Here is a 20586-nt window from a genome sequence, read left to right as displayed (position 1 = left end):
GAGCTGGACGTACACGAGCTCGCACAAGCTCGAACACCCTGACAGCTTGAGGAACGGCGAGAGCCGCGGTCAACCTCGGCGCAGATTCCCGATGTTGGAGGTCATATGGGCAAGGGTCTTCGTCTGCGTCACTGTCGCCGTACGGGCGTCGCCGCCACGGTCCTCTCGGTTCTGGTGATGGTGGGCGGATGCGCCGAAGAGCGGGCCGCCGGGCGCGCGGCACCGCCCGGCGCCGCGTCCCCGAAGGCGCGCGACGGGGAGTCGGTCGCCGGCTTCCTCCGCCGCACCCTGCCCGCCGGGTCCGGCGGCACCGTGATCGCCGCACGTGGCGGCGAACTCGCGTACTGCGGAGGGTTCGGGACGGCGGACCGCGCCTCGGGCACCCCCGCGAGCTGCCGCACCGTGTACGACGTCATGTCGAACACCAAGCAGTTCACCGCGGCCGCGATCCTGAAGCTGGAGGTGATGGGGCGGCTGCGGGTGAGTGATCCGATCGGCCGGTACCTGGGGTGGCCGGTTCCCGGGGACAAGCGCGGCATCACGATCGAGCACCTGCTCACTCATACATCGGGCCTGGTCGAGGGGCTCGGCGACGACTACGAACCCGTCTCGCGCGACGAGTTGGTGCGGCAGGCCCTGGCGTCGAAGCTGCGGTCCGTCCCGGGTGCGGAGTTCCACTACTCCAACACCGGCTACAGCCTGCTCGCCGCGATCATCGAGGAGGCGTCCGGGGAGGGCTACGAGCCGTTCCTGGCCCGTCACCTGTTCGCACCGGCCGGAATGGACCGGACCGGATATGTGCTGCCCCGGTGGCCGCGGAACCTGGTCGCGGTGGAGTACGACAGCGAGGGGCGGAGCCAGGGCAGGCCCATCGACCATCCCTGGGCCGCCGACGGGCCGTACTGGCACCTGCGCGGCAACGGCGGCATGCTCTCCACAGCACAGGACATGTTCCGCTGGCACCGCGCCCTCTCGGGCGACGAGATCCTTCCGGCGCAGGCCAGGCAGAGGTTGTTCGCGCCCCACGTGCGGATCCCCGACTCCGACGAGCTGCTCGGGCCCGGCCCGTCGTACTACGGATACGGCTGGGTCGCCACCGGCACTCCCCAAGGCCCGCTCGCCTGGCACAACGGCGGCAACGACTGGTCCCTGGGCTATCTCGCGCACTGGCCGCGCGACGGCGTCCTGGTGTTCTGGGTGAGCAACCACGCCTACCAGGACGGGAAGTGGGACCTCCAGGACCGTGCGGAGAAGCTGACGATGGGCATCGCCGACCGCGTACGGGCGGAGGACCACTGAGGTCCCGCAAAAAATCTCCGGAGCCCGTGCAACCCTCTGCCCACCCCGCGGGTCGTACTTGGCATCAGGACTTCTGGAGGGGGGATCTGGGGGGATCCGCGGGGGTTCTGATGTTGGGGGAGGGGTAGAACGAGGGGCTCGGTCGACGGACCGGGCCCCTCGAAGCCTTTCCGGCCTTCTTCACAGGGCTGCGACCTCTTCGGCGCTGGGGAACGAAGCCTGGGCGCCCTCCCGGGTGACCGCCACGGCGCCCACGCGTGCCGCGTACGCCGCCGAGTCCGCGAGGGACTCCCCGGCCCCGAGCCGCCAGGCCAGGGCCGCGGTGAACGCGTCGCCCGCCCCCGTCGTGTCCACGGCGTCGACCTTCACGGAGGGGACGCGGGTCACCCCGGACGCGTCGGCGACCAGCGCGCCCTCCTCGCCCAGCGTGACGACCACCGAGCGTGGGCCCCGCGCGAGGAGCGACTCGGCCCACTCCGAGGGCCCGGCGCCCGCGTCGGCACCCAGCACCACGCGCGCCTCGTGTTCGTTCACGATCAGCGGGTCGCAGGCCGCGAGCACCTCGTCCGGCAGTTCCCTCGGCGGCGACGGGTTGAGTACGAAACGGGTGCCCGGCCGCAAGCCCCGTACGACCTCCTCGACCGTCTCCAGGGGGATCTCCAGCTGGGCCGAGACCACCGGGGAGGCGGCGAGGAGGGCCGAGGCCGTTCGGACGTCCTCCGGGGTCAGGCGGCCGTTCGCGCCGGGCGACACGACGATGCTGTTGTCGCCGGACGGGTCCACCGTGATCAGCGCGATGCCGGTGGGCGCCCCGCCGACGAGGACGCCGGCCGTGTCGACACCGGCGTCCCGCATCGAGTCGAGCAGCAGCCGCCCGTGGCCGTCGTCGCCGACCCGCGCCAGCAGCGCCGTACGGGCCCCGAGGCGGGCGGCGGCGACCGCCTGGTTGGCGCCCTTGCCGCCCGGGTGGACGGCCAGGTCGGAGCCGAGGACGGTCTCCCCGGCGCCGGGGCGGCGCTCGACGCCGATCACCAGGTCGGCGTTGGCCGACCCGATGACCAGCAGGTCGTAGTCGTACATCACTCTCGCTCCTTGTGGAGTTCCCCGTGGATCCCTGTGTGGACTGGCTCAGGGCCCGTGTGGGCCGGCTCAGGACATGAGGTCGGCGACGTTCTCGGACGCCACCATCTTCACCGGGACCTTGACCGTCACGGTGACCTTCTCACCGTCCGCGGCCTTCAGCGCGTGACGAAGGTTGTCCACAGGTTTCGCGCGCTGTCAGAGGCGGGCGGTAGCGTCGGATCATGTCGAATCTGGCGGGGAACCAGGCAGGCACCGGGGCGCGGAACCTGGCGGTTCTCGAGGGCGTGCTGGAGCGGATCACGTACGCCAACGAGGAGAACGGCTACACGGTCGCCCGGGTGGACACCGGACGGGGCGGCGGCGATCTGCTCACGGTCGTCGGCGCGCTGCTCGGCGCCCAGGTGGGGGAGTCCCTGCGCATGGAGGGCCGCTGGGGGTCGCACCCTCAGTACGGCAAGCAGTTCACGGTGGAGAACTACACGACGGTGCTGCCCGCCACGGTCCAGGGTATCCGCCGCTATCTGGGATCCGGCCTGGTCAAGGGCATCGGGCCGGTCTTCGCGGACCGCATCACCCAGCACTTCGGGCTCGACACCCTCCAGATCATCGAGGAGGAGCCGAAGCGGCTCATCGAGGTGCCCGGTCTCGGCCCCAAGCGGACCAAGAAGATCGCCGACGCCTGGGAGGAGCAGAAGGCGATCAAGGAGGTCATGCTCTTCCTCCAGACCGTCGAGGTGTCGACGTCGATCGCGGTCCGTATCTACAAGAAGTACGGCGACGCCTCGATCTCGGTGGTCAAGAACCAGCCGTACCGCCTGGCGTCCGACGTCTGGGGCATCGGCTTCCTCACCGCCGACAAGATCGCCCAGTCCGTGGGCATCCCGCACGACAGCCCTGAGCGTGTCAAGGCCGGTCTCCAGTACGCCCTTTCGCAGTCCACCGACCAGGGCCACTGTTTCCTCCCGGAGGAGCAGCTGATCGCGGACGCGGTGAAGTTGCTCCAGGTGGACACGGGCCTGGTCATCGAGTGCCTCGGGGAACTGGCGGCGCCCCAGGAGGACGACGGCGACCCCGGAGTCGTACGGGAAAAGGTCCCCGGCCACGACGGCGGCGACCCCGTGACGGCCATCTACCTGGTCCCCTTCCACCGGGCCGAACTCTCCCTGTCCGCCCAGCTGTTGCGCCTCCTGCGCACCGACGAGGACCGGATGCCGGCTTTCCGGAACGTGGCCTGGGACAAGGCCCTGGCCTGGCTCAAGGACCGTACGGGAGCGGAGCTGGCCCCCGAGCAGGAGGAGGCCGTTCGCCTCGCGCTCACCGAGAAGGTCGCCGTGCTCACCGGAGGCCCCGGCTGCGGCAAGTCCTTCACGGTCCGCTCGATTGTGGAGCTGGCCCGCGCCAAGAAGGCCAAGGTCGTGCTGGCCGCGCCCACGGGCCGCGCCGCCAAGCGGCTGGCCGAGCTCACGGGCGCGGAGGCCTCGACCGTGCACCGGCTCCTGGAGCTGAAGCCCGGCGGGGACGCGGCGTACGACAAGGACCGTCCGCTGGACGCCGACCTGGTGGTCGTGGACGAGGCCTCGATGCTCGACCTGCTCCTTGCCAACAAGCTGGTGAAGGCGGTGCCTCCGGGGGCGCATCTGCTCTTCGTGGGAGATGTCGACCAGCTGCCGAGCGTCGGCGCGGGGGAGGTCCTGCGCGATCTGCTCGCCGAGGGCGGCCCGGTGCCCGCCGTCCGGCTCACCCGGATCTTCCGCCAGGCCCAGCAGTCGGGGGTGGTGACGAACGCCCACCGGATCAACGAGGGCAAGCAGCCGATCACCCAGGACCTGAAGGACTTCTTCCTCTTCGTCGAGGACGACACGGAGGAGGTGGGCCGGCTCACGGTGGACGTGGCGGCCCGGCGCATCCCCGCCAAATTCGGCCTCGATCCGCGCCGTGACGTCCAGGTCCTCGCCCCCATGCACCGCGGCCCGGCGGGCGCGGGCACCCTCAACGGACTGCTCCAGCAGGCGATCACACCCGCCCGCCCCGACCTCGCCGAGAAGCGCTTCGGCGGCCGGGTCTTCCGCGTCGGCGACAAGGTCACGCAGATCCGCAACAATTACGAGAAGGGTGAGAACGGTGTCTTCAACGGCACGGTCGGCGTGGTCACCTCCCTCAACGTGGACGACCAGCGGCTGACGGTGCTGACCGACGAGGACGAGGAGGTGCCGTACGAATTCGACGAGCTCGACGAGCTGGCGCATGCGTACGCGGTGACGATCCACCGCTCCCAGGGCAGTGAGTATCCAGCGGTGGTGATCCCGGTGACCACCAGCGCCTGGATGATGCTCCAGCGCAACCTGCTCTACACGGCCGTCACCCGCGCCAAGAAGCTTGTGGTGCTGGTCGGTTCACGCAAGGCGATAGGGCAGGCGGTGCGCACGGTGTCGGCGGGCCGACGTTGTACGGCCCTGGATTTCCGGCTCTCACCCCGCCCTCTCGGCCCGTGAGCCAGATTTGATCGATCAAATGAGTCGCAAGGGTCACAGAGCACTTCCGCAGGCAGGGCGAAGGGGGGCAGGATGAGCAGAGTGACGGCACTGAGTGCCGCCAATAGGCCCAATGGTCGACCCCGAGTGCACTCTCCTGCGCCAAATGGGGGATGGTAGAAGCAGTCAGGGCACCTCGAAGAAGAGGCACAACGTCGGTGAGGGATGACGTGAGCGACAACTCTGTAGTACTGCGGTACGGCGACGGCGAGTACACCTACCCGGTGATAGACAGCACCGTCGGCGACAAGGGCTTCGACATCGGGAAGCTCCGCGCCCAGACCGGTCTGGTCACGCTGGACAGTGGTTACGGCAACACCGCCGCCTATAAATCCGCCATCACCTATCTCGACGGTGAGCAGGGCATCCTCCGGTACCGCGGTTACCCGATCGAGCAGCTGGCAGAGCGCTCCTCCTTCCTCGAGGTGGCCTACCTGCTGATCAACGGCGAGCTGCCGACGGTCGACGAGCTCTCCACCTTCCGGGGCGAAATCACACAGCACACCCTGCTGCATGAGGACGTCAAGAACTTCTACCGTGGCTTCCCGCGCGACGCCCACCCGATGGCGATGCTGTCCTCGGTGGTCTCCGCGCTGTCCACCTTCTACCAGGACAGCCACAATCCGTTCGACGAGACCCAGCGCAACCTCTCCACGATCCGCCTGCTCGCCAAGCTCCCGACGATCGCGGCGTACGCGTACAAGAAGTCGATCGGGCACCCCTTCGTCTACCCGCGCAACGACCTCGGTTACGTCGAGAACTTCCTGCGTATGACGTTCTCGGTTCCGGCGCAGGAGTACGACCTGGACCCGGTCGTGGTCTCCGCGCTCGACAAGTTGCTGATCCTGCACGCGGACCACGAGCAGAACTGTTCGACCTCCACCGTCCGCCTGGTCGGCTCCTCGCAGGCGAACATGTTCGCCTCGATCTCGGCCGGTATCTCGGCGCTGTGGGGTCCGCTGCACGGCGGTGCCAACCAGTCCGTCCTGGAGATGCTGGAAGGCATCAAGGCCAACGGCGGCGACGTCGACTCCTTCATCCGCAAGGTGAAGAACAAGGAGGACGGCGTCCGCCTGATGGGCTTCGGCCACCGGGTGTACAAGTCCTTCGACCCGCGCGCCAAGATCATCAAGGCTGCGGCGCACGATGTCCTCTCGGCCCTCGGCAAGTCCGACGAGCTGCTGGACATCGCGCTCAAGCTGGAGGAGCACGCGCTCTCCGACGACTACTTCGTCTCGCGCAACCTCTACCCGAACGTGGACTTCTACACCGGGCTGATCTACCGGGCGATGGGCTTCCCGACCGAGATGTTCACGGTCCTGTTCGCGCTCGGCCGTCTCCCCGGCTGGATCGCCCAGTGGCACGAGATGATCAAGGAGCCGGGTTCGCGGATCGGCCGTCCGCGGCAGATCTACACGGGTGAGGTTCTGCGGGACTTCGTCCCGGTCGAGGCGCGTTAAAGCGGCTTCTGCAAGTCACGGCGCACGTTAAACGGCGCCTACAAGTCACGGCGCCCTACAGCGAGTGAGTCGAAGGGGCGCGACGGCGTCGAGACGGCATGGGGGTCCCCCCGCTCTGGGGGTCCCCCCAGGCCTTTAAGGCGCTGGGGGAGAATTCGAGAGTGGGGGAGTGCGGAGGCCTGACGAAGGCGGGCCGAGCACGATCGCCGTCTCGACACCGGCTGCAGCGCCCCGGAGGCGAACCGAGCTCCAAAAAAATACGGAAGGCGCCCCGCTGCCGGTCCCCCCACGGGCCGGAGTCGGGGCGCCTTCCTTGTCCCGGTTCGGATTCCCCCCACGGGATCCGGCCGGGCGTCTTAGGACAGCGCCTGAATCGCTGTGATCTAAACGAGCAGAACTCGATGTACTGCTGAACTGGCTGAACTCTGTGTACTGCAGCGAGTGCGGTCTGCCGGGACCCGTACGGGAGGGCCGCTCAAGCTCCCCGTGTACGTGCCCCGGCAACGCAGTTCCGGGAACGTCCCCCAAGACATCCCCAGATGCCAGTCACGCCCCCCAAGACGCTTCTGACATCGCCAACTTAGACTCACGAACCCCTTCGATGGTTACCTTCGCATCACTGTGATCTGCGTCTCTTGCATATGTCCTGAAGATGCACAAGAGACCCGATACGTCGATCGGAGCCCAAGCGTAAGGAAGATGCGCGAGCCTTGTGAAGAGCTTATGTGAGGCTCGCGTCGGACTCTAGAGGGGTTCTTACTTCGACATCACCGAAATGCCCGGAGTCGAAGGCTGTTCGTCACCACGAACACCGAGGAGAACGCCATCGCGGCGCCCGCGATCATCGGATTCAGCAGCCCCGCCGCGGCCAGCGGCAGCGCGGCCACGTTGTAGCCGAAGGCCCAGACGAGATTTCCCTTGATCGTGGCAAGGGTCCTCCGCGACAGCCGGATCGCGTCCGCGGCCACCCGCAGATCCCCGCGTACGAGCGTCAGATCGCCCGCCTCGATCGCCGCGTCAGTCCCCGTGCCCATGGCAAGGCCCAGATCGGCGACGGCGAGAGCGGCCGCGTCGTTGACGCCGTCGCCGACCATCGCGACGGCCCGCCCCTCGGCCTGGAGCCGCTTGATCACCTCGACCTTGTCCTGCGGCAGCACCTCCGCGAAGACGAACTCGTCGTCGATGCCGACACGGCGTGCCACGGACTCGGCGACGGTCCGGTTGTCCCCGGTCAGCAGTACGGGCGTCAGCCCCAGGACGCGCAGCTCGCGGACCGCCTCGGCGCTGCTCTCCTTGACCGCGTCGGCGACGGTCAGGACACCGCGTGCCACCCCGTCCCAGGCGACGGCCACGGCGGTACGCCCCTCTGCCTCGGCCCGCGTCTTCAGTGCGGTCAGCTCGTCCGGCAGCACGACACCGGCCTCGTCCAACAGCCGCGCACGCCCGACCAGCACCTCGTGCCCGTCGACCGTGCCGCGTACGCCGAGCCCCGCGAGGTTCTCGAAGCCGTCGACCGAGGGCAACGGAACCCCCACACGTTCCTCCGCGCCCGCCGCGACGGCCCGTGCGATCGGGTGCTCGGAGGCGTGCTCCAGGGCGCCCGCGAGCCGCAGTACCTGTTTCTCGTCGGCGTCGGCAGCGGCGTACACCTCTTGGAGCGTCATACGGCCCGTGGTGACCGTGCCGGTCTTGTCCAGGACGACCGTGTCGACGCGGCGCGTGGACTCCAGGACCTCGGGGCCCTTGATGAGGATGCCGAGCTGGGCGCCGCGCCCGGTGCCGACCATGAGGGCGGTCGGGGTGGCGAGGCCGAGGGCGCACGGGCAGGCGATGATCAGCACCGCTACGGCGGCCGTGAAGGCGGCGGTCAGCTCGTCCGTCATGCCGAGCCAGACGCCGAAGGTGGCGACGGCGATCAGCAGGACGGCGGGGACGAAGACGGCGGAGATCCGGTCGGCGAGGCGCTGCGCCTCGGCCTTGCCGTTCTGCGCGTCCTCGACGAGCTTCGCCATCCGCGCCAGCTGCGTGTCCGCGCCGATGCGGGTCGCCTCGACGACGAGCCTGCCGCCGGCGTTCACGGTCGCGCCCGTCACGGCGTCGCCGACCGTCACGTCCACCGGCACCGACTCGCCGGTCAGCATCGAGGCGTCGACCGCCGAGGCGCCCTCGACGACGGTGCCGTCGGTGGCGACCTTCTCGCCGGGTCGTACGACGAAACGGTCACCGACCTTGAGATCAGCGACGGGGACGCGTACCTCACGGCCGTCGCGCAGTACGGAGACATCCCTGGCGCCCAGCTCCATCAGGGCCCTCAGGGCCGCGCCCGAGCGTCGCTTGGCGCGGGCCTCCAGATAGCGGCCGAGGAGGATGAAGGTGACGACTCCTGCGGCCACTTCGAGATAGATCGCCGACGAGGCCTCCCCACGGGACACTGTGAGGTCGAAGCCGTGCCGCATGCCCGGCATCCCCGCGTGACCCCAGAACAGCGCCCACACGGACCAGCCGAAGGCGGCCAGCGTGCCGACGGAGACGAGCGTGTCCATGGTGGCCGCGCCGTGCCGGGCGTTCGTGAACGTCGCCCGGTGGAACGGCAGTCCGCCCCATACGACGACGGGCGCGGCGAGCGTCAGCGACAGCCACTGCCAGTTGTCGAACTGGAGGGACGGGACCATGGCGAGGAGGACCACGGGGAGGGCGAGCACGGCGGAGACGGTCAGGCGCTCGCGCAGGGAGGCGAGTTCGGGGTCTTCCCGGGGTGCCTCCGGTGAGGGCTCCGGCTCCGGGGGTGCCGGCTCCTCGGCCGTGTAACCGGTCTTCTCCACGGTGGCGATCAGATCGGCCACGCGTATGCCGTCTTCGTACGAGACCCTCGCGCGCTCCGTCGCGTAGTTCACCGTGGCGGTGACGCCGTCCATGCGGTTGAGCTTCTTCTCGACGCGGGCGGCGCAGGAGGCGCAGGTCATGCCGCCGATGGTGAGTTCGACCTCGGCGGCAGGTGTTGCCGTGCTGCTCAACTTCGGGCCTCAGACCGTGCCGACGAGTTCGAAGCCGGCCTCGTCGATCGCGGCGCGAACCGCGTCCGCGTCGAGCGGGGCGGTGGAGACGACGGTGACCTCGCCGGTCGAGGCAACGGCCTTCACCGAGCTGACGCCGGGGAGCTCGGAGAGCTCGTTGGAGACGGAGCCTTCGCAGTGGGCGCAGCTCATTCCGGTGACCTGGTAGGTGACGGTCTGCTCGGTCATGTCGTTGCTCCATTGTCGGGGCGGGTGGGGCTGTTTGCTTTCACTGTACCCCTAGGGGGTATTCCCCCAAAGTGTGGGCTGTGGGTGGCTGGTCGCGCAGTTCCCCGTGCTTCGGGAAAGCCCGCACCCCCACGCACTCGCGGCTTCCCTCCGGTGGGAGGGGTCGTGGGCCGGTGCGTCGTATGCCCGTCGCTTAGGTCCGGTCTCGGAGAACCCGCACCGTGTACCAGGCCAGGGCCGTATGCCCGGCCTGCGACGGGCTGACGCACCGGCCCACGACCCCGCACCCACCGACCACCCAGGGGCGCGGGGAACGGCGCGACCAGCCACAGACGGCCCGCACCCGCCAGTGAACCGAACCCACCCACCCCGTAGGCGCCCCGCCCAACCGCCGGAGGCTCACGCGGGGGCGAACCCCCTGGTCAGTCCGCCCGGCGACCCCGGTTGCTCGGCCGGGAGGCCACCCACGCCCGGATGGTGTCCGCATACCAATACGGCTTGCCGGACTCCACATGGTCCGGCGGAGGAAGCATCCCGTGTTTGCGGTAGGACCGCACGGTGTCCGGCTGCACATGGATGTGCGCCGCGATGTCCTTGTACGACCAGAGTCTTTGGTCGGTCATCAGTAGCACCTCCCCGCGCGCGCCGCGGAGGCGCTGCGCTGGCGATCGCGTGGCTGTGACCGTCCAACGACAGGACGTGACTGTGGACCAGTGGCTGTCGCTCGGGTGTGACACAAGGCGTGCGCGGCCGGGACATGTGTGACAGGGCGGCGGTATCTGTGACACGGGTGACGTGTTGCGGCGTCTGGGTCTGGTCCGAATGTCCGGACAACCAATTGACAGGCGTCATGGAGCGCCGCTACACCTTGGAGCAGCCGAAGCGAAGGGAAGCCGATGGGCGAGTCCGCGGTGCCCGGTGCGTCCAGTGCGTACGAGCTGATCACCATGGGGCGGATCGGCATGGACCTCTACCCCTTGCGGACAGGCGTGCCGCTCCCGCAGGTGACGTCCGCCATCGTCGCCTCCCGCCTGGAGTGCTCCTCCGCCATGCCGACCCCCTCGGAGGCCGAGGACGCGCTCAAGGAGGGGGCGGTCCTGTGAGCAACGGCGTCTGCACTGGCCGAGCAGAGGCCACCACCCTTGAACTCCTGGGCAGGGAGGGCGTGTTCAGCGAAGTCACCGGCTTCGCGTACACCCTTCGCGACGCCCGGGTGCAGATCGCCTCCGGCGCGGGACGCCGCTTCGCCCTGGCAGGAGCGAAGTGCGAGCGCTGACTCCCCGCCCGCTACGGCCCCGCGCCGGAGGTCCTCGTACACCCCGCCGACAACACGAGCACCGGCCCGGTGTCGAGTCGGAACTGTCGGAACCGGAGGAGAAGCACTGTTTCGAGTTCGAGATCGACGGCCCGAACGGATTCGGTCATCAGCGCGTATTTCCCCGCGTGAGGGCGGATCCGATGTCCTCGCCGAGGTCCGCACCGACGATGCCGGCGGTGCCTTCCTCGTACTCGACGAATGGCACGGCTCGTCCATCGCCCGGCCAGGTCGCGCGATGTACTACTGGAACGTGACAGACGGCCCGGGGGAGGACAGGGTGTGGCGGATCTGCTTCCACCCGGGACACGTAGAAAGCACAGAGGGCTACCGATGACAGAGCCGAAGACGTCAACGGCGACGACAAGGCTGACGGTCGCGCAGGCGCTGGTGCGGTTCCTCGCCGCCCAGTACACGGAGCGGGACGGGGTACGGCGCCGACTGATCGACGCCACCTGGGGCATCTTCGGGCACGGCAATGTCGCCGGGCTCGGGCAGGCGCTTCTCGAGTACGGCGCCGAGATGCCGTACCACCAGGGCCGCAACGAACAGGCCATGGTGCACGCGGCGGTCGGCTACGCCCGTCAGTCGCACCGCCTGGCCACGCACGCCGTCACGACGTCCATCGGACCAGGTGCCACCAACCTCGTCACGGGCGCCGCCCTCGCCACGATCAACCACATCCCCGTACTGCTCCTGCCCGGCGACACCTTCGCGACCCGCCCCGCCGACCCGGTACTCCAGCAGCTCGAAGTCCCGTACGCGGGCGATGTGTCGGTGAACGACTGTCTGCGCCCGGTGTCGAAGTACTTCGACCGCGTCATGCGTCCCGAAGCCCTCATCCCGGCCGCCCTCCAGGCGATGCGCGTGCTCACCGACCCGGTCGAGACGGGCGCCGTCACGCTCGCGCTGCCGCAGGACGTGCAGGCGGAGGCGTACGACTGGCCGGAGGAGTTCTTCGCCGAGCGCGTCTGGGCCGTCCGTCGTCCCGGCGTGGACCCGGAGGAACTGGCCGCCGCCGTCAGGGCCGTACGGGATGCCCGGCGACCCTTGGTCGTCGCGGGCGGCGGGGTTCACCACAGTGAGGCCGAGGCCGCGCTGAAGGAGTTCGCCGACGCCACCGGTATCCCGGTCGCCTCGACCCAGGCGGGCAAGGGCTCCCTCGTCTGGGACCACCCGGCGGACGTCGGTGGCATCGGGCACACCGGCACCGCGACCGCCTGCGAACTGGCCCGCACCGCAGACCTGGTGATCGGCGTCGGCACCCGCTACACCGACTTCACCACCGCCTCCGGCACCCTCTTCGCCGCCCGCGATGTCCGCTTCCTGAACCTCAACATCGCCCCCTTCGACGGCCACAAGCTGTCCGGCCAACCGCTGATCGCGGACGCCCGTACGGGCCTGGAGGCGCTCACCGAGGCGCTCGCGCTGCACGGCCACCGCGCCGAGCCCGCGTACGTCACCGACTACACGGACGACAAGGAGCGCTGGGAGCACCGGGTCGACGCGGCCTACGAGGCGGACGAGCCGGACACCCGGCCCACCCAGCCGCAGGTCCTCGGCCTGCTCGACGAACTGGTCACCGGGGACGACATCCTGATCAACGCGGCCGGCTCCCTCCCCGGCGACCTGCAGAAACTGTGGCGGACCCGGTCCTGGGACCAGTACCACGTCGAGTACGGCTACTCCTGCATGGGTTACGAGATCCCGGCCGCGATCGGCGTGCGCATGGCGGCGCCGGACCGTCCCGTGTGGGCGCTGGTCGGCGACGGCACGTATCTGATGATGCCGACGGAGATGGTCACGGCCGTCCAGGAAGGCATCGCGATCAAGGTCGTGGTCCTGCAGAACCACGGGTACGCGTCCATCGGCGGGCTCTCCGATTCCGTGGGCGGCGAGCGGTTCGGCACCGCGTACCGCTACCGGTCGGAGGACGGTACGTACACGGGGCGGCCGCTGCCCGTCGATCTCGCCGCCAACGCGGCCAGCCTCGGGATGCGGGTGCTGCGCGCGAAGACCGTACGGGATCTGCGGGACGCCCTCGCCGAGGCGCGGGCCGCCGACACTCCCATATGTGTCTACGTGGAGACCGAAACGGCAGACACAGTGTCGGGCGCACCTCCGGCGCAGGCCTGGTGGGATGTACCCGTGGCCGAGACCGCGACCCGCCCGTCGGCGGTCAAGGCACGCGAGGTGTACGACCGGCACGCCGCCGCCCGCCGCCGCCATCTGTGAGGAGTTGCAGGACATGACGAAGACCGTCGACCACTGGATCGGTGGCAAGCCCGCTGGGAGCACGTCGGGTACGTACGGGCCGGTCACCGACCCGGCGACCGGTGCCGTGACCACGCGGGTCGCCTTCGCGAGCGTCGACGAGGTGGACGCCGCGGTCGCCGCCGCCAAGGAGGCGTACGCGACCTGGGGCCAGTCCTCGCTCGCCCAGCGGACGTCCATTCTGTTCAGGTTCCGGGCGCTGCTCGACGCGCACCGGGACGAGATCGCCGAGCTGATCACCGCCGAGCACGGCAAGGTGCACAGCGATGCGCTGGGCGAGGTGGCGCGTGGCCTGGAGATCGTCGACCTGGCGTGTGGCATCAACGTGCAGCTGAAGGGAGAGCTGTCGACGCAGGTCGCCAGCCGCGTGGACGTGGCGTCGATCCGGCAGCCGCTGGGGGTCGTCGCGGGCATCACGCCGTTCAACTTCCCGGCCATGGTGCCGATGTGGATGTTCCCGATGGCCATCGCCTGCGGCAACACCTTCGTGCTGAAGCCCAGCGAGAAGGACCCGTCGGCGTCGATGAAGCTCGCCGAACTGCTGGCGGAGGCCGGGCTTCCGGACGGTGTCTTCAATGTCGTGCACGGCGACAAGGTGGCCGTCGACCGGCTCCTCGAGCACCCGGACGTGAAGGCCGTCTCCTTCGTGGGCTCGACGCCGATCGCCCGCTACATCCACACCACGGCCTCCGCGAACGGCAAGCGCGTACAGGCCCTCGGCGGTGCGAAGAACCACATGCTGGTGCTGCCGGACGCGGACCTGGACGCGGCGGCCGACGCGGCGGTGTCGGCTGCGTACGGGTCCGCGGGCGAGCGCTGCATGGCCATCTCGGCCGTCGTCGCGGTCGGTGCGATCGGCGACGAGCTGGTGGAGAAGATCCGCGAGCGCGCCGAGAAGATCAAGATCGGTCCGGGCGACGACCCCGCGTCCGAGATGGGCCCGCTGATCACGAAGGCGCACCGCGACAAGGTCGCCTCGTATGTGACGGGCGCGGCGGCTCAGGGCTCCGAGGTCGTCCTCGACGGCACCGGCTACACGGTCGAGGGTTACGAGGACGGTCACTGGATCGGCATCTCGCTGCTCGACAAGGTGCCGCCGGCCTCGGACGCGTACCGGGACGAGATCTTCGGCCCGGTGCTGTGCGTGCTGCGCGCGGAGACGTACGACGACGGCGTGGCCCTGATCAACAACTCGCCGTTCGGCAACGGCACCGCGATCTTCACCCGGGACGGCGGCGCGGCCCGACGCTTCCAGATGGAGATCGAGGCGGGCATGGTCGGCGTGAACGTGCCGATCCCGGTGCCGGTGGGCTACCACTCCTTCGGCGGCTGGAAGGACTCCCTCTTCGGCGACCACCACATCTACGGCAACGACGGCACGCACTTCTACACCCGCGGCAAGGTCGTCACGACGCGCTGGCCGGACCCGGCCGACGCGCCGACGGGTGTGGACCTGGGGTTCCCGCGCAACCACTGAGCTGAGCCCTCGTTCCTATCGGTTGCCTGTCAATCGTCAGCCGTGACTCCGGCGGGGGCGCGTGGGCGGGGTGCATCCGCCGCGTGGACGGCGGCACGCTCCTCGGCATCGTCACCGCAGGTCACGTACGGGTTCAGGGGACCTCGCATACCGCGTTCGTGGTATGCGGCCGGGGTCGCGTACGCCGGTGGGATGTCTGCCACTTCCGACCGGAGGCTGCATCGGCTGTCGGTGGTGGCCCTTACCGTTGACGCATGGATCTTCGACTGCCCCGACTACGCGAGGCCGTACTGCGGCGGCCGCGACGGCTGATCGCCGCCGCGGCCGCCGTGGTCGTGCTCGCCGGCGCCGGTACGTGGACGGCCGTCGCCTCTGACGACGTCCCGCCCGTGGACCGGGCCGACAGAGTCATGGACATGGGCAGCGGGGTGAAGGTCGACACCTCGTACTTCACGTCGGGCTCCGGCCGTCGCCCCGCCGTCCTCCTCGCGCACGGCTTCGGCGGCAGCAAGGACGACGTACGGTCCCAGGCGGAGGGCCTGGCGCGCGACGGGTACGCGGTGCTGACGTGGTCGGCCCGCGGATTGGGCAGGTCCACGGGCAAGATCGGCCTGAACGACCCCAAGGGCGAGGTCGCCGATGTCTCCAAGCTGATCGACTGGCTGGCCGAGCGCCCCGAGGTCGAGCTGGACAAGGACGGCGACCCGCGCGTCGGCGCCACCGGCGCCTCGTACGGTGGCGCGGTCTCGCTGCTCGCGGCGGGCCACGACCAGCGGGTGGACGCGATCGCCCCGGCGATCACGTACTGGAACCTCGCGGACGCGCTGTTCCCGAACGGCGTCTTCAAGAAGCTGTGGGCCGGGATCTTCGTCAACTCCGGTGGCGGCTGCGACAAGTTCGAGGCCACGCTGTGCGAGATGTACCAGCGGGTCGCGGAGTCCGGGGAGCCGGACGCCGAGGCGAGGGAGCTGCTGGAATCCCGCTCCCCGTCCGCCGTCGGCGACGAGATCAATGTGCCGACGCTCATCATGCAGGGCCAGACCGACTCCCTCTTCCCGCTCGGCCAGGCCGACGCGATGGCCAAGGCGATCCGGGCCAACGGCGCACCCGTGGACGTCGACTGGATCTCGGGCGGCCATGACGGCGGTGACATGGAGGCGGCGCGGGTGGCCGCGCGTGTGGGCTCCTGGTTCGACCGCTATCTGAAGGACGAGTCGGGGGTGGACACAGGGCCCGCGTTCCAGGTCACGCGCAGCGGCGGTGTCGACTCCCGAGAAGGCACCACCCGGCTGACCAGCGTGAGTTCGGACAGCTATCCCGGCCTGACGAGCAAGACGCGCCCGATCACCCTGTCCGGGCGGGAGCAGAGCTTCGAGAACCCGGCGGGCGCCAACCCGCCCGCCGTCTCGGCCCTGCCCGGCCTCGGCGGCGCCGGCGGCCTCTCCCAGCTCTCCTCGCTCGGGATCGGTGTGTCCCTCGACTTCCCGGGCCAGTTCGCCGCGTTCGAGTCCGAGCCCTTCGTGGAGGACCTCCAGATCACCGGCTCGCCGACGGCGACGGTCCATGTGAAGTCGACCAGCGAGGACGCCGTGCTCTTCGCGAAGGTGTACGACGTCGGACCGGACGGCGGCATGCAGCAGGTGCTGCCCGCGCAACTGGTCGAGCCCATCAGGGTTCAGGACGCGAAGGCCGGCAAGGACGTACGGCTCACCCTCCCGGCGATCGACTACGAGGTGGACGACGGCCACCGGCTGCGCCTGGTCCTCGCCTCGACGGACCTCGGCTACGCCTCCCCGACGGCTCCGGCGACCTACACGGTCTCCATGGCGGGAGACGGCGGCCTGAGGGTGCCGATGCCACTCGGCGACTCGGAGGCGACGGCACCTCTGCCCGCATGGGTGTGGTGGCTGCCGCTGGCCGGCGCGCTCACGGCGCTGGCCCTGATCCTGACGGCCCGCCGCCCCACCGCCGCACCCGCCCCGGACCCGGAACTGGCCGACGTCCCGCTCCAGATCACGGACCTGAGCAAGAAGTACGCCAAGTCGAGCGCCGGTTACGCGGTCCGCGACCTGTCCTTCCAGGTGGAAAAGGGCCAGGTGCTCGGCCTGCTGGGTCCGAACGGCGCGGGCAAGACGACGACGCTGCGCATGCTGATGGGCCTGATCAAGCCGGACGGCGGAGAGATCCGGGTCTTCGGCCACGCGATCCGCCCGGGCGCCCCGGTGCTGTCCCGCGTCGGTTCCTTCGTCGAGGGTGCGGGCTTCCTGCCGCACCTCTCCGGCCGCGAGAATCTCGAACTGTACTGGCGGGCGACGGGCCGCCCGCCCGAGGACGCGCACCTGGAAGAGGCCCTGGAGATAGCGGGCCTCGGTGACGCCCTGTCCCGCGCGGTCCGTACGTACTCCCAGGGCATGCGCCAGCGCCTCGCCATCGCCCAGGCCATGCTCGGCCTCCCGGACCTGCTCATCCTGGACGAGCCGACCAACGGCCTCGACCCGCCCCAGATCCGCGAGATGCGTCAGGTCGTGATCCGCTACGCGGCCGCCGGCCGCACGGTCATCCTCTCCAGCCACCTGCTGGCCGAGGTCGAGCAGTCCTGCACCCACATCGTGGTCATGGACCACGGCCGCCTGGTCCAGGCGGGCCCCGTGGGCGACATCATCGGCAGCGGCGACACCCTGCTCGTCGGCCTGGCCTCCGACATCGCCGACCCAGTGGTGGAGAAGGTGGCGGCCCTGCGGGACGTGGAGTCGGCGGTGCGGACGGATGACGGCCTGCTCGTACGGCTGGCTCCGACGGCGCCCTCCACAGAAGGCGCCGCGGTGCCCGAGCCCGCAGGCGTGGGGGCATCCGGCGGAGCGGACCGCACCGAGGGCTCGGTGGCCGTCTCAGACGCCCCGGACACCGCGCTCGCCGAGGACGCACCGGGCGTCAACGAGCGGAGCGCCTCGTTGCTCGTCGAGCTCGTACGCCTCGAGGTGCCCGTCTCCTCGATCGGCCCGAACCGTCGCCTGGAGGACGCCTTCCTCACCCTGATCGGAGACTCCGAATGAGCACCCTCGCCGAGAAGGCCGACAAGGTCGAGAAGGAAGAGGTGGCGGACGGCTACCGCGCGGGCCGGACCCTGCCGCTGCGCGTCGAGCTCGTACGGCAGCTGAAGCGGCGGCGCACGCTCGTCATGTTCGGGATCCTGGCCGCCCTGCCGTTCATCCTGGCCATCGCCTTCCAGGTCGGCGGCGAACCGGGCGACGGCAACGACCGTGTGAACCTGATGGACACGGCCACCGCGTCCGGGGCGAACTTCGCCGCGGTGAACCTCTTCGCGTCCGCGGGCTTCCTCCTCGTCATCCCTGTGGCGCTGTTCTGCGGGGACACGGTCGCCTCGGAGGCGAGTTGGTCGTCGCTGCGCTATCTGCTCGCGGCGCCCGTGCCCCGGGCCCGGCTCCTGTGGTCCAAGCTCGTCGTCGGACTGACCCTCAGCCTCGCCGCCATGGTGCTGCTGCCGGTCATCGCGCTCGCCGTCGGCACGGTCGCGTACGGCTGGGGCCCGCTCCAACTGCCCGTCGGCGGCACACTGCCCAGCGGCGACGCCGCACGGCTCCTGCTGATCATCATGGCGTACATCTTCGTGTCCCAACTGGTCACCGCGGGGCTGGCGTTCTGGCTGTCGACCCGTACGGACGCCCCGCTGGGCGCGGTCGGCGGCGCGGTGGGCCTGACGATCATCGGCAGTGTCCTCGACGAGGTGACGGCCCTCGGCGACTGGCGCGACTTCATCCCCGCGCACTGGCAGTACGCCTGGCTGGACGTCATCCAGCCGGAGCCGGCCTACGGCGAGATGATCCAGGGCACGGCCATCTCCGTCACGTACGCACTGGTGCTGTTCGCCCTGGCCTTCCGGGGGTTCGCCGGCAAGGACGTCGTCTCCTAGACCGGCCTTGACCGGTGCCTGGACCGATGCTTTGACCGATGCCTGGACCGGTGCCTGGATCGGCTGTCCGGACCCGGAGGGAACGCCTGTTCCGGCATCGAACATCCGGGACGTATTCGCCATGGTCAGCCACCCCTCCCGCTGAGCGGAAAGATCCATCAGCATGAGCAGGCGAGGGCCCGACCAGCCCTGGCGGTGAGGGGGAGAGCGTCGTTCCGCCCGCGAGGGCCAACGGACCCGGAGGGTCACCATGCGAACAGTGCCCATGCGAACAGTCACGAAGCAGGCCACGGAGTGGCTCGCCGCCGCCGCGACCGATCCACGCGACTGCAAGCGGCGGTGGCAGGGCTGTCAGGGGATCGCGGTGCTGCCCTGCGGACGGTTCTGGGACGTGCTGAGTGTCCCGGAGGAACTGGGTGTGCGGGCCCTGGACGCCCTGTTGTGCATCCCGCAGGCACCCGGTCCCGTACTCGCGGACACCGTCGCGCGCAGGGTGGGCTTCTTCCTGCCGCCGGATCCCGAGGGCCGCTGGGTCGGCTCGGACGTCCGGTACCTGGGCAGAGGCGCCTGGATCACGGTGCCCGCGCCACGTCCGGCACCAGGACGTTTCCGGTGGCTGGTTCCGCCCGACGGTACGGGAACGCTGTTCGTCCCCGCCGCCGTGGAACTGGCCCTCCAGCAGGCCCTCGGCACTCTCGCCGCCCAGTCCGTCACGCACCGCCGGTGCCCGACGTGCGGAGCGGCGACCGCGAGAGCCAGTTAGACCGCCGGTGGCCGCCGCCCCATTCCGAGTCCTGACGGATCGTGAGACGGGCGGCAGCCGTGTTCCTCGGACGGGTGCCGACGGGGGAGTGTCGCCAGGCTGATCGTCAGGCGTCAGGAGCTCTCCATGACAAACATGACAAGACCGCCGCCTCACACGAGGCGGCGGTCTTGCTGGCACCGTTCCCGATCCGGGAACGGTCACCTCGGAGGCGGCTTTTAGAAGACCGCGGTCGCGCCCGGCAGGCAGGTGAACACCGAAGTCCCATTGCTGCTCACGGCGTTGCAGGCAGGAACGGTCACCAGGCGGGCGCGGTCACCGCCGTCCACGGAGACGCTGGAACTGGAGCTGGAATTCGAGCTGGAGCTGGAGTTGGAGGTTCCGTTGTCGCCGGCGGCGAATGCGGCGGGCGCCGCCATGGTCAGAGCGGCCGTGGCCAGCACAGCTGAGCCGAGCAGTACTCGAGCAGAACGCATAGTCGCGTATTCCTTCCGGCACCGACGATCGCTGGCCGATTGCCAGCAGGGTGGATCGCCGATGCATCTCCCTCAACGTCAACCACTTCCGGGTGCCCCACCACCGGAGCTCGCCCATTTGTATGAGATCCCCCAAATCTCCGGTCCAAAAAGGTGAGTTGTATTTAAATGGGCATGACGACAGCGCCCCTTGTCTTCGGCCCGTCGGCACCTTCTGGTCGGAACAGGTGAATTTACGCAACGGCGCGGCACAGTAGCGCAGTATCCGTTGGTGGGCTGGTGGCCTTCTGTTAGAACTTCTCCCGCAAGCAGAATTTCATGCGGCGACGAAAGGAATTACATGCCTACGATCAGCTTCGAGGAGCTCGACGGCCTGACCGGCGAGCTGCTGCCCGAGCGTTCGGTGCTGTCCACGATGCTTCCCCTCGGTGGCGGCGACGGTGTCGGTGTCGGGGCCGCGGACTCGAACTCGAGCAGTGCCGCGGTCGCGGAGGGCGGTGACGCGGCTCCCCGCGGCGTCATCTCGACCTCGGCCTGCCAGGCCGTCAACAACATGGGTACGCCCCCGAGCCTGGTCAGCGGCAGCCCGTTCGGCGGCCTGTACCCGAACTCCAGCTTCACCTGTATGCCGGGTACGACCGCCGTGTACTAGGAGCGTGTTCGAGCGGCCGGGGAATGGACGGGCTTTTTTCGCCGGTCCTTCCCCGGCCGCTTGTCCCGTTGTACGGCCGAAGG

Annotated in this window: 15 protein-coding genes and 1 pseudogene; 11 read left to right on the top strand and 5 right to left on the bottom strand. The window is 69.6% G+C overall.

Annotated features, from left to right (window positions below; all coding sequences use genetic code 11):
* Nucleotides 1-105: 105 nt before the first annotated feature.
* A complete protein-coding gene (locus OP79_RS24010; RefSeq protein ID WP_245685433.1) occupies nt 106-1299 on the top strand; it encodes a serine hydrolase domain-containing protein in 1194 nt (397 codons plus the stop codon).
* A 180-nt stretch (nt 1300-1479) separates the two neighbouring features.
* On the opposite strand, the gene OP79_RS24005 is transcribed toward OP79_RS24010, so the two are convergent.
* Entirely contained in the window at nt 1480-2379 is a 900-nt protein-coding gene (locus OP79_RS24005; RefSeq protein WP_033322740.1) for a ribokinase, read from the bottom strand.
* A gap of 224 nt (nt 2380-2603) precedes the next feature.
* Here OP79_RS24005 and recD2 point away from each other — a divergent pair, with 224 nt between their 5' ends.
* Entirely contained in the window at nt 2604-4874 is a 2271-nt protein-coding gene (gene recD2, locus OP79_RS24000; RefSeq protein ID WP_033322737.1) for an SF1B family DNA helicase RecD2, read from the top strand.
* A gap of 209 nt (nt 4875-5083) precedes the next feature.
* Complete coding sequence (locus tag OP79_RS23995) at nt 5084-6373, top strand: citrate synthase (protein WP_033322735.1); 1290 nt, start codon at nt 5084-5086, stop codon at nt 6371-6373.
* A 767-nt stretch (nt 6374-7140) separates the two neighbouring features.
* Here OP79_RS23995 and OP79_RS23990 read toward each other — a convergent pair.
* From OP79_RS23990 to OP79_RS23980, 3 genes are all read right to left on the bottom strand, one after another.
* On the bottom strand, nt 7141-9336 hold the full coding sequence (locus tag OP79_RS23990; protein WP_078491982.1) for a heavy metal translocating P-type ATPase: 2196 nt from the start codon (nt 9334-9336) through the stop codon (nt 7141-7143).
* Nucleotides 9337-9396: 60 nt separating this feature from the next.
* Complete coding sequence (locus tag OP79_RS23985) at nt 9397-9615, bottom strand: heavy-metal-associated domain-containing protein (protein WP_033322732.1); 219 nt, start codon at nt 9613-9615, stop codon at nt 9397-9399.
* Nucleotides 9616-10037: 422 nt separating this feature from the next.
* Nucleotides 10038-10238 carry a helix-turn-helix transcriptional regulator gene (locus OP79_RS23980; protein ID WP_033322731.1) on the bottom strand — a complete coding sequence of 67 codons (201 nt, stop codon included), beginning with the start codon at nt 10236-10238 and terminating at the stop codon, nt 10038-10040.
* Between the two features lie 273 nt (nt 10239-10511).
* Between OP79_RS23980 and OP79_RS23975 the strand changes: the two genes are divergently transcribed.
* The 7 genes and pseudogenes from OP79_RS23975 (at nt 10512) to OP79_RS23945 (ending at nt 19375) form a co-directional block, all read left to right on the top strand.
* Nucleotides 10512-10718: a hypothetical protein gene (locus OP79_RS23975; RefSeq protein ID WP_033322729.1), complete on the top strand. Its 207-nt coding sequence runs from the start codon at nt 10512-10514 to the stop codon at nt 10716-10718.
* A 5-nt stretch (nt 10719-10723) separates the two neighbouring features.
* Nucleotides 10724-11267: pseudogene (locus OP79_RS52070) on the top strand (5-deoxy-glucuronate isomerase); the annotation flags it as partial.
* Nucleotides 11264-13165, top strand: coding sequence for a 3D-(3,5/4)-trihydroxycyclohexane-1,2-dione acylhydrolase (decyclizing) (gene iolD / locus OP79_RS23965; protein WP_033322727.1), 1902 nt, complete (start codon nt 11264-11266; stop codon nt 13163-13165). The pseudogene OP79_RS52070 and the gene iolD, both read left to right, overlap by 4 nt.
* A gap of 13 nt (nt 13166-13178) precedes the next feature.
* Nucleotides 13179-14681 carry a CoA-acylating methylmalonate-semialdehyde dehydrogenase gene (mmsA, locus tag OP79_RS23960; protein ID WP_033322725.1) on the top strand — a complete coding sequence of 501 codons (1503 nt, stop codon included), beginning with the start codon at nt 13179-13181 and terminating at the stop codon, nt 14679-14681.
* Between the two features lie 254 nt (nt 14682-14935).
* Nucleotides 14936-17734 (top strand): alpha/beta fold hydrolase, encoded by a 2799-nt coding sequence (locus OP79_RS49820; RefSeq protein WP_037973593.1) that lies wholly within the window; start codon nt 14936-14938, stop codon nt 17732-17734.
* Complete coding sequence (locus tag OP79_RS23950; RefSeq protein WP_033322835.1) at nt 17731-18612, top strand: ABC transporter permease; 882 nt, start codon at nt 17731-17733, stop codon at nt 18610-18612. The genes OP79_RS49820 and OP79_RS23950 overlap by 4 nt, the downstream gene beginning before the upstream one ends.
* A 265-nt stretch (nt 18613-18877) precedes the next feature.
* Nucleotides 18878-19375, top strand: coding sequence for a hypothetical protein (locus tag OP79_RS23945; RefSeq protein ID WP_033322723.1), 498 nt, complete (start codon nt 18878-18880; stop codon nt 19373-19375).
* A 218-nt stretch (nt 19376-19593) separates the two neighbouring features.
* Here OP79_RS23945 and OP79_RS23940 read toward each other — a convergent pair whose 3' ends face one another.
* Nucleotides 19594-19851: a hypothetical protein gene (locus OP79_RS23940; RefSeq protein WP_033322720.1), complete on the bottom strand. Its 258-nt coding sequence runs from the start codon at nt 19849-19851 to the stop codon at nt 19594-19596.
* A gap of 340 nt (nt 19852-20191) precedes the next feature.
* On the opposite strand from OP79_RS23940, the gene OP79_RS23935 reads away from it, so the two are divergent.
* The gene (locus OP79_RS23935; RefSeq protein ID WP_033322718.1) at nt 20192-20503 is read left to right on the top strand and encodes a hypothetical protein; all 312 of its coding nucleotides are present in this window, start codon (nt 20192-20194) and stop codon (nt 20501-20503) included.
* Nucleotides 20504-20586: the final 83 nt, after the last annotated feature.

Origin of the sequence: Streptomyces yerevanensis (assembly GCF_000716805.1) — a bacterium.
Taxonomy (GTDB): domain Bacteria; phylum Actinomycetota; class Actinomycetes; order Streptomycetales; family Streptomycetaceae; genus Streptomyces; species Streptomyces flaveus.
Note: the sequence above shows the minus strand (reverse complement) of the source record. Positions and strands in the feature narration are given on the sequence as shown.